At 58.3% G+C, this 14,461-nt stretch carries 13 protein-coding genes and 1 pseudogene; 3 read left to right on the top strand and 11 right to left on the bottom strand.

Features of this window, described 5'->3' with window-relative positions; all coding sequences use genetic code 11:
* Positions 1 to 6: 6 nt before the first annotated feature.
* The 5 genes from A3709_RS21295 to A3709_RS21315 form a co-directional block, all read right to left on the bottom strand.
* Positions 7 to 1,962 carry a M48 family metalloprotease gene (locus A3709_RS21295; RefSeq protein ID WP_066059524.1) on the bottom strand — a complete coding sequence of 652 codons (1,956 nt, stop codon included), beginning with the start codon at positions 1,960 to 1,962 and terminating at the stop codon, positions 7 to 9.
* An 87-nt stretch (positions 1,963 to 2,049) separates the two neighbouring features.
* Positions 2,050 to 2,640, bottom strand: coding sequence for a LemA family protein (locus tag A3709_RS21300; RefSeq protein ID WP_066059527.1), 591 nt, complete (start codon positions 2,638 to 2,640; stop codon positions 2,050 to 2,052).
* Positions 2,641 to 2,710: 70 nt separating this feature from the next.
* On the bottom strand, positions 2,711 to 2,986 hold the full coding sequence (locus A3709_RS21305) for a PqqD family protein (protein WP_066059530.1): 276 nt from the start codon (positions 2,984 to 2,986) through the stop codon (positions 2,711 to 2,713).
* Between the two features lie 205 nt (positions 2,987 to 3,191).
* Positions 3,192 to 3,437 (bottom strand): hypothetical protein, encoded by a 246-nt coding sequence (locus A3709_RS21310; protein ID WP_066059533.1) that lies wholly within the window; start codon positions 3,435 to 3,437, stop codon positions 3,192 to 3,194.
* Between the two features lie 106 nt (positions 3,438 to 3,543).
* Entirely contained in the window at positions 3,544 to 3,954 is a 411-nt protein-coding gene (locus A3709_RS21315) for a hypothetical protein (RefSeq protein ID WP_066059535.1), read from the bottom strand.
* 360 nt (positions 3,955 to 4,314) lie between these two features.
* Between A3709_RS21315 and A3709_RS21320 the strand changes: the two genes are divergently transcribed.
* The gene (locus A3709_RS21320) at positions 4,315 to 4,554 is read left to right on the top strand and encodes a hypothetical protein (RefSeq protein ID WP_066059538.1); all 240 of its coding nucleotides are present in this window, start codon (positions 4,315 to 4,317) and stop codon (positions 4,552 to 4,554) included.
* 17 nt (positions 4,555 to 4,571) lie between these two features.
* Here the strand turns inward: A3709_RS21320 and A3709_RS21325 are convergent, their stop codons facing one another.
* Positions 4,572 to 5,681 (bottom strand): D-2-hydroxyacid dehydrogenase, encoded by a 1,110-nt coding sequence (locus A3709_RS21325; RefSeq protein WP_082850293.1) that lies wholly within the window; start codon positions 5,679 to 5,681, stop codon positions 4,572 to 4,574.
* Between the two features lie 193 nt (positions 5,682 to 5,874).
* On the opposite strand from A3709_RS21325, the gene A3709_RS21330 reads away from it, so the two are divergent.
* Together A3709_RS21330 and A3709_RS21335 are read left to right on the top strand one after the other, a co-directional pair.
* The gene (locus A3709_RS21330; RefSeq protein ID WP_066059540.1) at positions 5,875 to 6,735 is read left to right on the top strand and encodes a DMT family transporter; all 861 of its coding nucleotides are present in this window, start codon (positions 5,875 to 5,877) and stop codon (positions 6,733 to 6,735) included.
* A gap of 333 nt (positions 6,736 to 7,068) precedes the next feature.
* On the top strand, positions 7,069 to 7,548 hold the full coding sequence (locus tag A3709_RS21335) for a hypothetical protein (protein ID WP_066059543.1): 480 nt from the start codon (positions 7,069 to 7,071) through the stop codon (positions 7,546 to 7,548).
* Here A3709_RS21335 and A3709_RS21340 read toward each other — a convergent pair.
* The 5 genes and pseudogenes from A3709_RS21340 to folE2 form a co-directional block, all read right to left on the bottom strand.
* Positions 7,545 to 8,906 carry a glutamate decarboxylase gene (locus A3709_RS21340; protein WP_066059546.1) on the bottom strand — a complete coding sequence of 454 codons (1,362 nt, stop codon included), beginning with the start codon at positions 8,904 to 8,906 and terminating at the stop codon, positions 7,545 to 7,547. The genes A3709_RS21335 and A3709_RS21340 overlap by 4 nt on opposite strands.
* A 56-nt stretch (positions 8,907 to 8,962) precedes the next feature.
* A complete protein-coding gene (gene aspT, locus A3709_RS21345) occupies positions 8,963 to 10,648 on the bottom strand; it encodes an aspartate-alanine antiporter (protein WP_066059549.1) in 1,686 nt (561 codons plus the stop codon).
* A gap of 148 nt (positions 10,649 to 10,796) precedes the next feature.
* Positions 10,797 to 12,281 (bottom strand): Na+/H+ antiporter NhaC, encoded by a 1,485-nt coding sequence (gene nhaC, locus A3709_RS21350; protein WP_066059552.1) that lies wholly within the window; start codon positions 12,279 to 12,281, stop codon positions 10,797 to 10,799.
* 371 nt (positions 12,282 to 12,652) lie between these two features.
* A pseudogene (locus tag A3709_RS25120) lies at positions 12,653 to 13,308 on the bottom strand (DUF2796 domain-containing protein).
* A 259-nt stretch (positions 13,309 to 13,567) separates the two neighbouring features.
* Positions 13,568 to 14,458, bottom strand: a complete 891-nt coding sequence (folE2, locus tag A3709_RS21360; RefSeq protein ID WP_066059555.1) for a GTP cyclohydrolase FolE2 — start codon at positions 14,456 to 14,458, stop codon at positions 13,568 to 13,570.
* Positions 14,459 to 14,461: the final 3 nt, after the last annotated feature.

A 14,461-nucleotide genomic window follows, 5' to 3' on the forward strand; every position in this document is an offset into this window, starting at 1 on the left:
CGGGCTTCAGCTCTGCAGGTAGCCGGGAAGGGGGCAGTCCATTACCGCGGCCATCGCCGCGACAATTTCGCGCTCTTCGGCGGTGACAGCGCCGTCGGCGCCGGCGGCAAGCGTCATCGCTTTTAGTATCCGCGGCTTTAGGAGGGGGTAGCAGCTGGCCAGCTCGTGCACGGCCTGGCTGAAGGCTGCCACGCTCATCTGGTCGCGCTGCATCAACTGCATTTTATTGAAACCCAGTTCATCGGCGCCCAGGCGGAAGGCCTGTTCGCTGTCCTCTATGCTGCTGGCGCCGCCTTCATAGGCGAGGGTGGAAAGGACCACGCGTAAATGGAAGTCGACCTTGGCCAGCTTGCGGTAGCGCGGCTTGCTGGGCTTCACCTGGATGTATTCCGGATCCAGGTAGTGGCGAGCGAGTTGGAACAGGCACCATTCATGCAGTTCAGTGCGCGTGTCCGCTTTAATCAGTTGCAGCAGATTGGTTTTGAAGGCCCGATACTGTCCGAGGGACATGGCCTTGAGAGCGGGCAGGCACAGCTCGAGCAGCGGCAACCGCTTGGGTGCTCCCAGCGCCTGTACCGCTGGGTAAACGGTATGGGTGAGCTCGGCCAGGCCCTGCACACCGGATTCGCTAAGCACTTGTGACTGCACCTGGTAAACCGGCGCCTGTGGGCTGGCCAGCAGCGCACACACCAGTGCCTGGGCGCCTAACGGTTCGTGGCTGTGGCGCACCAGGGCCACGGGAATAGCGGCCTGAGTCGCGGTCTCCGCTTCAAAGTCTGCGGGTTCGCCAAACCAGGCGTCTTCCTCAGCGCTTACCTCATCCTGTTGGTCAGCCACATCTGCTGTGGCCGCCATCGAAGCCGCTATGATACCTGCGCGTGCCAGCCCTGATTCAGCCGCCGAGGTGCCGGGGTTGGGGTAATGCTTGGGTTGGCGTTTGATGAACTGGCCATCCCAGGCAGGGTCGACGCGATGAATGCGCTCGGCCAGCGGCGGGTGAGTGGAAAACACCTGCCACAAGTGATGCTCCACCTGGCCAAAGAAAATGTGCGACATCTCTACCGCGCGTGCGGCGTGCACCAGCGTGCCGGGCACATAGCCCCCTATGACCTTCAGCGCATCCGCAATGCTGCTGTTGTCGCGGGTGAACTGCACCGCACTGGCGTCGGCCAGATATTCTTTCTGGCGGCTGATGGCGGCCTTGATAAAGCCCGCCGCGAGACCGCCCAACCAGCCCAGTAGCCACAGCAGCAGGCCCAGTATCAGCAGTGCTGGGCCCTCATTATTACTGCGTGCCCCGGTGCGAACGCGGTTGGTGCTGCGCATCAGAATGTGGCCCACATCGCCCACAAACGTAATGCCCTTGAGCATTGCCGCCAGGCGAATGTTCAGGCGCATATCGCCGTTGAGTATGTGGCTGAACTCGTGGGCGATAACGCCCTGCAGTTCTTTGCGGGTGAGGTGGTCAATACAGCCCCGTGTCACCGCGACTACGGCGTCTGCCGGCACGATCCCGGCGGCGAAGGCGTTAATGCCGCGCTCTTCCGGAAGTATGTAGACCGCCGGCACCGGCATATTTGCCGCCAGTGCCATCTCCTCTACCACATTGAGGCAGCGGCGTTCGGCTTTGTCGGTGGTTTGCGGCAGCAACCGCACGCCGCCCATGCTCTCGGCTACTACCTTGCCGCCGCTGGAAAGGTGTATCCACTTGAACAATATTACCAGCGCGATCGTGGCCGTGGTGGCCATGCCGATCGCCCCGAAGCGCTCCCAGCTAAAAAAGGCCATAAAGCTCTGCACACCGCTGCTGCCCGAATACACGTTGTAATCCTGGCTGAAGTACAGAAAGCCCGATACCAGCAGGTTGGTAAGCAATACCAACAAAAACACCGCCGCCACAAACAGAGTCACCAGCAGCCGGCTGTTTCTGCGAGCAATATCCTGTTGCTGAAAAAAATCCATAACCCTTCCCGCTGTCGGAAACCCTGGGGTCAGGTCTTATTTTTCTGAAACAGCTGTTTCAGAAAAATAAGACCTGACCCCAAGGTGTTAGAAGGCGATTTTGGGGGCGGCCTGGAGTTGGGGGGAATCGTCGAACTCCAAGAGTTGGGCGTCTTCGGGGTGGCCGAAGCGGGCGGCGAAGAATACCGGGGGGAAGCTCTGGCGGTAGGTGTTGAAGGCCATGACGGCATCGTTAAAGCCCTGGCGGGCGAAGGCGATGCGGTTTTCGGTAGTGGTGAGCTCCTCGGTGAGTTGCATCATGTTGTCGCTGGCCTTGAGGTCCGGGTAGGCCTCCATGGTTACGTTCAATTTGCCCAGGGCGCCCTGCAGGGCGTTTTCCGCGCTGGCGAGGTTGCCCAGGTCGGTGGCGCCGAGGTTGCCGTTTTCCAGCGCCTTCAGCACGGCGGCCGCGTCGTTGCGGGCGGTGACCACGGCATCCAGGGTTTCGCGTTCGTGGGCCATGTAGCCCTTGGCCGTCTCTACCAGGTTGGGGATGAGGTCGTAGCGGCGCTTGAGCTGTACTTCAATTTGCGCGAAGGCGTTCTTGTAGCGATTTTTGAGAGTGACCAGGCGGTTGTAAATACTGATGATGTAAATCACCAGCGCCAGTAGCACGAGCCAGAAGATGATGCTTCCCATAGGTCACTCCGTTTGGTTTATGGTGCTGACTGCTCGAGCAGCCATTATTAATTGTTGCGGCGCGGAGCGCTCAGTCGCTCAGCTCGACCAGGCCCATCTTGGCCAGTTTGCTGAACAGCTCGCCCATGTCTTCCTCGAGCTGCTCTGCGGTAACGTCATACTCAGCCAGCATGCGGTCGTACACATCTTGCAAGCTGCCGGTTTCCTCGGTGAGTTGCCAAATACGCGTACCGACCTCGTCCAGGCCGAAGTAGTTCTCGCTTTTGAGATCGAGAATCACGGTTTCACCGGACACTTCCTGATGGATGGCATCCGGGGAGATTGTGACAGTCTGGGCCAGATTCATCTGCACTGCATCCTTATCTTTGGTATGAATGCAGGGTGTATAAATTGGAGCGGGAATTCAAGCGTGTTGTGTTGCCATTTGTCGCGAAGTGTCGTGCTTGTGTCGACGGATCGGTGGGGGGAATAGCGCGGATTGAGATTCCTGGAACAAGTTGTAGCGGAGAGTCGCGGAGCTCGGACTGCGGCCGGCTCCGCGAAGGGCGCTGTTAGCGGCGGCGGTTGCGGCGCGCGGCCAGTCCACCCAGGGCAATCACCAGCGGCACGAGCCACAGCGAGGGCAGGGGCACCGGCCTTGGATCAAAGGCTGCGCGGCTGTCACCGTCGCCAGCGACCCCGGCCTCGGCGGCCACCGCCGTGTCGGTGCCTGAGGTAGTGTCTACGGACGTAAAGTCAAAGTTATAGGCGGCGCTGTAGCCCGCACCTGCGCTGTGCGCAATTGAGACGTTATCCACGTACCCGATCTGGCCCTGGTATAGGAACCCACACCCAGGCTCACCTGTACCAGGTCAGCATCGGCAAAATCAGTTGAGAGCTGGGCGAGCCATTCATTGAGCGTATTCAGCGGCGGGCCGCCAGCGGCGTTGCCGGTGCCGAAGCCGCGGGTAGACCATAAGATGCCTTTGTCGCCGTCGATGGTTTCTGTAGTCCAGGTGTCCAGCGGTGGCTCGCTGTTGCCATAGTTCCAGTAGGGCACGTAACCAGCGTCATGAAGCAGTCGTCCGCACTGATCACGTCGTCGCAGGTGTCATTGAAGAATGTCAGTCGCAGCGCAGGAGCGGCGAAGGCACTCTGGCCGACGTTGGTGGCCTTCAGGTAGCTGTAGCTGAGCTGAAGTGAGCCAAAGATGTCGGTAGGCATACCGTAGGCATCCAGTACCCCGATTTCACTCTTGGCTTCGTTGGTGAAGTCTGTGTTCAGCAGGGCGGCGCCGACTGGCAGTGGCGCACTGTTCTCCAGGTTGCCCCCCAAGTCCGGTCAGGTCGACGATGCCGGCGGTGCCACCTGTGCGAACGTCGTTTTCATACCAGACCTGAGGGTCGGTATTGGTCGAGTCGGCGATGGTGGTGACAAGGGTTTGTGACAGGGCCGCGGGGGCTATAGCGACGCCCAGACAGACGGCGAGGAACTTCTGGTGGTACACGGTGGATCAGACGCCATCCTGGTGGATGAGTAAGGGCGGCCATTGGCGCGAATCTTGAGGGCTGCAGCAGTTGAAAACTGGAGATTGCGCCAGAAAGTGTGCGGTGGGTCACACAACTGGTCTCAAGTGGCCAAGGCCGCTGTTTGGTCTATGCTGAGCAGAACCAGTTAAGGACCCGGAGTCGACGTATGAAATCCCCAGCTATCGCACTTTCTCTCGCCCTGCTAGTAAGCGCCTGCTCCGGCGGAGACGGCGGCGGCACCGGTAGTCCCGCGGTGGGATCGGATGTCGACGAGCATGGCTGTAAGGCTTCCGCAGGCTACAGCTGGTGCGCCAAAACCCAGCAGTGCGAGCGCCCCTGGGAGTTGGCCAAGCAGCAGGGCTTTGAGAATAGCGAGGCCGCCTATAAAGCGTTCTGCGAGGAGTAGCAGCCCGCTGGCCGGCGTTAGTAGCCAGCCTGGGTGTTCACCTTGTTTAGCAGTGGTTCACCGGCCACGTAACGTCTGAGATTCTCCACGGTGAGTGCGCTCACCCGCTGCACTGTGCCTGCGCCTGATGCAGACAGATGCGGTGTGATGATCACGTTGTCCATCTTCCACAGGGGATGATCCGCGGGCAGGGGTTCCGGGTCAGTCACATCCAGACCCGCCGCATAAATCTGCCCGGAGGTCAGGGCCGCCATCAGGTCGTCGGTGACGGTACTCTTGCCCCGGCCGATGGACAGGAAGATAGTGCCGGACTTGGTCGCGTTGAAAAACTCTTCATCAAACAGGCCGGTGGTGGAGGTAGTGAGCGGTAAGGCGTTCACGACCACATCGGCTTCTCCCGCCAGTTTGTGCAGTTCATCGGCGAGGCCCACGTAGCTCACAAAATCTGGCCCACTGCGGCTGGAATTTCTCGTGGCTGTCACGTTCATGCCCAGTGCATGGGCGCGGCGGGCGATTTCCGTACCAATACCGCCGAGGCCCACCACGAGAAGGGTTTTTCCGCGCAGTTCGCCAAAAGGCATATTGCGTGCAGGGCCACCCAGCCATTCGCCCGTTTGTTGGGCGTTGATCAGCAGGGGCAGGTTGCGGGTGAGGGCCATCAGCATGGCAATAGTGTGCTCGGCAATGGCTGGGCCCATCAGGCGCTTACTGTTGGTGAGCACCCGCTGGTCGAAGGCGTCCATGGGGCAGCGGTCAACACCGGCGGAGATGTTGTGCACCCAGAGCAGCTTATCTGTGGCGGCCTGGATGAGGTCCAGTGAGCAGAACCCGATCACCGCATCGGCGTCTGCGAGCTCTCTGGTCAGGGTGTCGCGGGTAGCGAACACGAGTTGTGCATCCCCCGCGGCGGCCTTCAGCTGTGCCTGGTAGCCGGGCATGGCCTGAAGCATGGTCGGCGGTACGGCCGCCACAATTTTGCCGGGTGCCCAGCCGGGGTGCTCGCGCATGGGCTCAGCGGCCTCGCGCAGGCCCAGTTCATTAATCATGGCTTGCACCTGGGGACTGGGGCCCGCCTGGGCGGTCAAGGTGATCAGCGTGGTGATCATCAGGGCAATTATCTGGCGCATCGGCAAGTCCTCAGAGATTTCGTGATCGGTTGTACGCAAGAAGTTGCCAAGCGTATCAGGGTCTGCGGGCCTTTGCCCCCTGAGCCTGGCCCTCTATACTGCGCGCAGCTTTTGTCCCTGACGGAGAATCCCACTGTCTACTAACGCCCCACAACCCGCGCCGCGCAGTAATACCCCACGTGCCATCGCCTGGATGATGTTGGCGCTGTTTTGCTTCTGCCTGCTGGCGGTGGCCAGCCGCGAGTTGACGGTGGAGATGGGCACGGTGCAAATTCTGTTCTGGCGCAGCCTGTTGGGGCTGGTCATGGTCAGCACCATTCTCTATTCCAAGGGGCTGTTGAATCGCGAGGGGTTAAAGCCCGAAGTGGCGCCCTGGCACTTCCTGCGCAACGGCGCGCACTTTGCCGGCCAGTGTGCGTGGCTAATAGCCATTGCCGCGCTGCCCCTGGCGGAGGTGTTTGCGCTGGAGTTCACTACCCCTCTATGGGCAGCATTGCTCGCGGCGGTGTTTATGGGTGAATCCATGACCCGTGGCCGCTGGGCCTCAATTTTATTGGGACTTATCGGTGTCCTGGTGATTTTGCGCCCCGGCGCGGCGGTCATCGACCCTGCCAGCCTGGTGCTCCTCGCCGGGGCGGTGGGTTTTGGTATCAGCATAATTGTGACGCGTAAGCTGACGCTGCTGCTGAGCGGTACCAATCATACTTTCCTGTTGATTCTGTTCTACATGACGGCCATGCAGTGTGTGTTCTCGCTGCTGTTGTCGCTGCCGGCGCCGGGCTTGCCCCCGGCGGATGACTGGGGGTGGATGATCGCGGCAGCAGTGACAGCACTGGTGGCTCACTACTGCTTGAGCCGGGCCTTGTCCTACGCGGACGCGGCGATTGTTATGCCCATCGACTACCTGCGCTTACCGCTAATCATGCTGACGGCATGGTGGTTGTACGACGAGGCTGTGACGATCTGGTTGGCCCTGGGTTCCGGGCTGATTATCGGCGGCAATGCGCTTGGATTATTCCTGGAGTCGCGGCGCAGGAAAGTAGCCAGCACCTAGCCGCCAAAGCTCGCGAAATCAGCTGGATGCTGTTGTGAACCACCCGGCGCCTCCACCTGGCCTATATCTAGTGTACACAAGCTTGGTCTGGTAAGTTTGGCCGCATTAGCGAAACCTTACTGCTGGGGATGGATGAATGGTGTCGAAAAGTCGCGTGCATTCTGGGTGCCATGGCCCTTTCGGTAGGGGCTTTGGAGGCCCGCGCCGATTTGACGGGTCAGACCATCACCCTATGCATCGAGTTTTAACCCGGTGACGTGGCGCCACCGCTAACGGCTCCCACGACGGACACTGCAGCCTGCAGCCTGCCGCACGTTTAGCGATGATCCGTACGTGCCCGGTGATGTTCCCGCCGGCACTTGGGTTGTGGGGCCTGGTATCGAATATGACGATGTGGGTTCAGGCGCGCCGTTTGATCGCGATGTGGAATTCACCGGGACCAGCCTGACTATCACCTACGGTTCGGAATTGGCCGACGGTGATTTTTACCTGTTCACCGATCTCGTTTCCACTGTGCCCGGTGAAATCATTACCCATGTCACATTGGTGGGCTTTATGGACGCAGGAGTGTCGGTTGCGTTTGATTCCACCAGCATCGGTCTGTTCGTGGAAGATAAGGGCCGCCTTGGCCGCGAAGGCCGCGTCACGTTCAATATTGAGCTTAGCAACCCTAATGCGCCGGATGCCGCGCCCGCACACGCTCCTTATGCGCAGGCCATTCCCGCGACCTCGACAGGTGCGCTTGTTTTTCTCGCAGTGCTATTGCTGCCGGTTGCTCGCCACCGGATTCGACGCCAGCCACCTTTGCGCTAACACTTGTGTGACGAGTGCGCGTGCAGCTCGGGCGGTTTGGCGGTACCTCCGAATTCAGCGAGGTAATCGCAGGCTGCGATAATGTCGTTGGCCAGTTGTTCGACCACAGTACGATTGAGATGCGGGCGCACTACAATCCGCAGTGAGTTAATGGACTCTGCATTGGGTGGCATGGTGTACGCCGACAGTACCCAGCCTTTCTCGCGCACCTTGAAAGACACATCGAATTCGTTAAAGCGCGTGATGTCGTCATTCAGGGTGAGCGCCACCACCGGAATGCGTTGAGTCTGGTTCATGATTTCAAAGTAATCACTGTCGACCAGGCGATCGCGCAGGTAGGCAGCGTTTTCTACCGTCTGCTGCATGATACGTGTGTAGCCTTCCCGGCCGTGGTGCAGGAACTTGTAGCACTGGGCGATGATTTGCCCGGCGTTGCGGCTGAAGTTAAGCGTGGCGGTGGCGGATTCGCCGCCGAGGTAGTTCACATAAAAAATGAGCCCCTCGTTGAAAATCTCCTTCTCGCGGAAAATCACCCAGCCAATGCCCGGGTACACCAGCCCGAACTTGTGTCCGGAGGCATTGATGGAGGCGACACGCGGCAGGCGGAAGTCCCACTCGTAGTCGGGGTACAGGAACGGGTTTACGAACCCGCCGGAGGCGCCGTCGATATGCAGTGGGATGGAGATGCCGGTTTTCTTCTCGTACTCATCGAGCCAGTCGTGAATGGCCTGAATGTCGTCGTCTTCGCCGGTAAAGGTCTGTCCGGCAATGGCCACTACGCAGATCGTGTTCTCGTCGACATATTCATCCAGATGCTCGGCGGTGAGCCGGTAGTTGCCGGGCTCCAGCGGGATGATGTGATCTTCCACGTCGAAGTAGCGCATAAATTTTTTCCACACCACCTGCACATTACCGCCGGTGACCATGTTTGGCCTTGAGATGTCTTTCCCCTCGGCTTTGCGCTTTTCCCGCCAGTTCCACTTGTGCGCAAGGCCCGCCAGCATACAGGCCTCGGAGCTGCCCACGGTGGCTGAGCCATAGGGCTCCTTGTCCTTGGGGCCGTTCCACAAATCGTGCAGCCACTTCACCATGAGCTGTTCCATGGCGTAGGTTTTCGGGTACATGTCATGGTCGACATAGTTGACGTGCAGGTGCTCTGTCATCAGGTCGCGTACCTCAGGCTCCATATACGTGGTGACAAAGCTCGACAGGTTTAACATGGGATTGGCGTCGGTCCACATGGCAGAATCCACCAGGGCTCGCGCGGCACTTGCGCTGATGGACTCCTGGGGAAAAGCATCCTGGGGAACCTCAATGTTGAACTCCTCATACACGGTCATTTTTTTGTCTTCAGACATGTGTTGTTTCCTTATACAAAACTTCTGTTAGCAGTAGCTGCTCGGGCCTCTGTGGCTCAGGCAAGCATAAGCACGATGACCAGACCCCAGAGAGTCAGTGTGGTGTTGGCGACGGCATAGGGTACGGTGTAGCCCAGCATGGGCACGTTGCTCTTGGCCACGTCGCCCACCATGGCGACCGACGCGGTGCTGGTTCTGGCGCCGCCGCAAACGCCGAGGTTAATCGCGGGATCAAACTTGAAGATGTATTTGCCGATGAGTGGCGCCAGGAGCATGGGCACGGACGTGGCGAAGATGCCCCAGAAGAAAATGCCAAAGCCCACCTCCTGCAGGCCTGCGATAAACGTCGGGCCAGAGGTAATGCCGACCACGGCAATAAATACGTTCAGCCCGACAGAGTTCATCATCCAGAGGGCGCCGGATGGTACAGCGCCAAAGGTGGGGTGTACGCCCCTCAGCCAACCGAGCAGAATGCCGGCGATCAGCGCGCCGCCAGAGGTGGACAGCGTGAGGGGTACACCGCCTACGGGCAGGGTGAGCGCGCCGATCAGGCCGCCAATGGCGATGGCGAGTCCCACCCAGACCATATCTGTTTCGGAACTGGGACGGTCGGCATAGCCCATGGCGTTCACCACTCGACTGGTGTCCTTGCGGGTGCCGACGATGGTCAGAATGTCGCCTCTGTGAATTTCTGTGAGGGGGAGGAGCGGTATCTCCACCGATGTAGCGCCGCGAGTGATCTTGTTCAGGTAGACACCGCGGGTGAACTTTTCGCGGGCCAGATCGATGATGGTTTTGCCGGCGTAGCCTTTGTGGGTAATCACGAGGTTGACCCGCTCCGTGGGCACGTCGAGCAGTTCGCGGTCCTCAACTTCCTGGTGGTTGTTGCCCAGCGCGACAACAACCTCGCGCTTGCCAGAGACAGCAACGATGTCACCAGCTTGAAACACGGTGTCTTCGTCGAACTCCAGAATAGTGCCATCGCGACGAATTCTCTGGATGAACACCCGCACACCTTCGTGCTGGGCCTCGGCGTGGGCGATGGTCTCACCCACTGGCCACTCCTGGTGCAATTGGTAGGCGCGCATCTCTACCTGGTGCCAGGCGGTTTGTCCGGCCTCGGGTGGGTGGTCGCCTGACATTTCTCGCTCATAGCGCTTGCACTCTTCGGCCAGATCAATGCGCAGCAGCTTGGGCCCGAGCACTGACAGAATAAGCCCCGTGCCAATCGTGCCCCAGAGATAAACAACCGCGTAAGCCACCGGGATGTGATTGAGCATGGTCTGCTTTTCTTCGGAGCTGATATCCAGATTATTGATGGCATCGGTGGCCAGGCCTATAGATGCCGAAATGGTTTGCGAACCGGCTAGAAGTCCAGCGGCGAAGCCCACGTCATAGCCAGCGACGACGGCAGCGATATAAACCGATAGCAGGCACAGCACGGTGATGACGACAGCGAACAGGGCCTGGGGTGCACCGTCGGTAGCAATGCCGCGCACAAACTGAGGTCCCACGCCGTAACCGACGGCAAACAGGAACATGATAAAGAAGACGGATTTGACCAGTGGGTCGATCGTGATGCCCAGCTGACCCACCACAATGCCGGTCAGTAATACACCTGTCACAGAGCCAAGCTCAAAGTTGCCGATGCGAATCCGGCCGATGGCGTAACCGATGCCAAGTGTCAGAAAAATGCCGAGCTCGGGGTTGGAGCGCAGTGTGTCGAAGATGTACCCGAGCATATGTGTGGCCTCAGTTTATGTTCAGCGTTTCCAAGGGTTACCTCTTCAAGTTAAGTTCACGATTTGAGTCTGTTCAAGTTTTGGTCATCGACTTTGTCGACAGGTACCTGCAGGCGTTGCTACCTGAGTCGGACTGAGGCTCTCTGCCTTAAGTGATTTGTTGACGGGGCGGAGATTCAGGCTCTGGTGCCAGTTCATGGAGCTGCTTTATCTTGATATTGGCATAGCCGTATACGAGCGCGATGACAGGGTTTATCAGGTTGAAGAAGCAGTACGGCAGATAGCTGAGGGTGGCGACGGCCAATGTGCCTGCCATGAATACACCACAGGCATTCCAGGGAATAAGCGGTGATGTAAGCGTCCCGGCATCTTCCAATGTGCGCGAAAGGTTGACTGTATCGAGATTGCGCTTGCGGTATTCCTCTTGCCACATCTGCCCGGGCAGTACAAGCGACAGGTACTGATCTCCGGTCAGCACATTGACGCCGATACATGTCGTCATCGTGGTGGCGATTAGCGATCCTGTTGATCTCACCAGGCTCACCATGCCGCGCATGATAAGTTGTATGAAGCCGACCTTTTCCATGACGCCGGCCATCATCATTGAGCTGAGGACCAGCCAGACCATATTTACCATGGAACTCATGCCGCCACGAGACAGCAGTGAGTCCACGTCCTCGTTCCCTGAAGCCAGGACGAAGCCGTCGAACAGTACGAGCCAGAGCCCCTTGATGACCAGCATGGTCTGGCTTAGCTCACTGTCATTTACAAAGCGAGATAATGTCGGTTGCTGGAAGAGCGTTGCGAATAAACAGGCGAGCAGCGTACCGGCGGTGATGGCAAGCAGGGCCGGGACTCGCTTTATCGCCAGCATGAGCACGAAGACAATGGGTATGAGGTTGTACCATGCGATGTTGAAGCTGGAGTCCAGAGTGACAAGAAAACGCTCTACCTGGGCCTGGCTCTCGCTCTCGACGTTGGCGGTCAGGCCAACGATGGCGAAGAGTACAACGCTTATAATAAAGCTGGGGATCGATACCCATGTCATGTGCCGGATGTGGCTGAACAACTCGCTGCCAGTGACAGCGGGAGCCAGATTGGTGGTTTCTGACAGGGGCGACATTTTGTCGCCGAAGTAGGCGCCGGAAATGACGGCGCCTGCGGTGATCTCTGGCGAGAGCGAGAAGCCGTAAGCGACACCGATGAGGCCCACGCCCACGGTCGCCGCTGTGGTCCAGGAACTGCCGATGCACAATGAGGTTAGCGCACAGATCAGGCAGCACAGCGGATAAAAGTATTCAGCAGAGAGTATGTTCAGTCCTACATACAATAGCGTTGGCACAGAACCTGACAACATCAGGCTGCCGATCAATGAGCCAATGGATAAAAAGATGAGATTAGTGCCAATGGTGCGCGACGTGGCCTTGACGATATTGGCTTCGATTGCGTTCCAGCTCAAACCATTTTTCATGCCGATAACCGCCGCCGCAAAGCCGGTGAGCATTAAGGCTATCTGGGTCGCGCCCTGCAGCGCGTCGCTGCCAAACAGCGCAATAGCCCCGCCTAGCAGCACGACCAGCGTGGCGGCGATGATCATCGCATCAAAAAGGCTCAGGTCTCTTGTCTTCATCATTCTTCTGTCGCCCTGTACCGGGTTCGGCTCGCTCAGGACCTGAGCGACAGCCGTATCCTTGGGATAAGGTACAGGTAACTCGCGTGCGTCTAAAGCGCGTCGCGATGATTTTTTGTGGTATTTCAAGTCATCTCGCTGGACTGGAAAGTACCGGGGCTGAGAATGGCTGCAGGCGGATGGGAAATGGAGTTTTCCACCACAACGAAAGGACCCGCTTAAGACGTGATGGTCTCAGAATTCTCAACACAGAACGCCCCACCATGGGGTGTTGCGTCGGTATTAAGAATAAAGTCAGAGAAATCAGACTTTAAGAAATGGTGCCCAGGAGAGGACTTGAACCTCCACGCCTTTGCGAGCACTAGCACCTGAAGCTAGGGAAACTCGGCTCGGATGTTGCCCGGACGCAGCGTTGCTGCTCCCTGACCTGTGTCGGTCACCCACATCAGGTTAATCTCTTCCATGGCGAACGGCAGTGTGCCACCGACAAAGCTGACGGCGCTTAAAGCGTCTGTGTCCTCGCAGTCAAAGGCGTATACCGCGGTAATATCGCTGTGGGCATTCTCGTCATGATCGTGATCATCATGTGAGTGACCGGTATTTCCATGGTCGCGCTCGTTGCCATGTTCTTGCTCATAGGAATGGTGGTGCTCATCTCCATGGTCATGGGTCGACGTGCCAGCCTTTGGCGCTACGCCTGCCATATCAACCTGTGTGGAAGTCAGCGTACACTGCCCCCCCCCTCGAGAGTTAGCCAGGTGCTCACTGCATTCAGCTTCTCCTTGGCTTTCTTGACGTTCGCTTTCTGCTCAGGGGTCGAAGCGGGGTGCTCAAAGCCCGCGATGCTCATCGCTGGCGAGGTAAATTCCAGTTCCAGCGTGTTGTCTTCTGCGACCACCATTAATTCGGCGAGCCCGTGGACGTGCGCGCCGTGGTTCTCGCTTTGTGCCGCGGCCAAGCCAGGCAACATCGCCATGGCCAAGACAAGTTTGGTGAGCAGGTAGCTGGGCTGAGTCGGGTTTTTTTTCATGGGCGATGGGCGTATGAGTTCTCGGTTAGGGTGGTGATACAGTATATAACTAAGGTAGACCGCTTTACGCCCGCTTGGTTCGCCGAACCATTCACTTCACCCGCTATCGTGGCCTTGGCGAGGCCTGCCCCGATGCTTTGGTTGATATTCATAACGGAGGCAGGGAAGTGCTTCTGAGAGCCATTAGACAGCGTGATCGTGGTGTGTTTTTCGGAGCGTGGGTTGGCGTTTATCCAAATGATGATTGAGACGGTTATGTCTATTTCCGGTCGATGACCACAGCATTGTGGGCGTGCAGGCTTTCCTGATGCTCCACTTTGAACCAGTAGTCAATAATGGCGGGCATGTGCTCTAGTGTTTGTTTGATGCGACGTGCGGCATCTTCGCAAAACAGCAGATTCTCAGCGTTGAGTCGTGCGAACTCCTGCTCGTCGACGCGCTTGACGGCGGTCTGTACCGGGGTACCGATCGCGGATTCCAGATGCGCGATCAGGGTGGCAAAGTCGGGCCATGCGTTGTCAGCCGTTGTTAACGTGAGGTAGGCATAAGACCGCTGGCTGTGCGGCGTGGCAATGCTGCCCTCGGCAGAGGCCACCCAGTTCAGCAGGCTAGCCTTGTCGATGGTGTCGCCGGCGAACTGTTCTGCAATAGCTTCGGCATACAGTTGGCGAGACAGAGACGCGGAACACGGGCATGTGCTGGAGTAGGGGATGGTCACTTCCAGCGCATAGCTTCGAATACCACCTGCGACTTCCCCGCGAATGACCATGGGGTAGGTCTGATAGCCGCTTTCACCACTTAGCAACGCTGAGCGCTTCAAAAGTAGTTCGAAAGAGAGCTCCAGACGTCCATTCTGACTTAGCCCGCCCTGCGATGAGATGAGCTCATCGAGCAGCCGGTCGAGCGTTGTCTTGCTGCTCTCTGCCTCCGCCAGTTGGTTGAGCAGACGATGCAGGCGAGACATATGAATGCCCTTAGCGTTCCTGTCGTCGAGGCTCACAAAGACATTGGCCTTGGCAGCCACTGTTTGAGGTGGATTGTTATCCACAGCGAGGTGCAGTGGAACGGCAATCTGCTCCATGCCCACCCACTGTAATGGGAGCGCGCTGTGCTGCATTGCACTGCTCGTAATATCCGGTAAATCGTACATAGG

The organism is Halioglobus sp. HI00S01, from assembly GCF_001635445.1.
Taxonomy (GTDB): Bacteria; Pseudomonadota; Gammaproteobacteria; order Pseudomonadales; family Halieaceae; genus Halioglobus; species Halioglobus japonicus.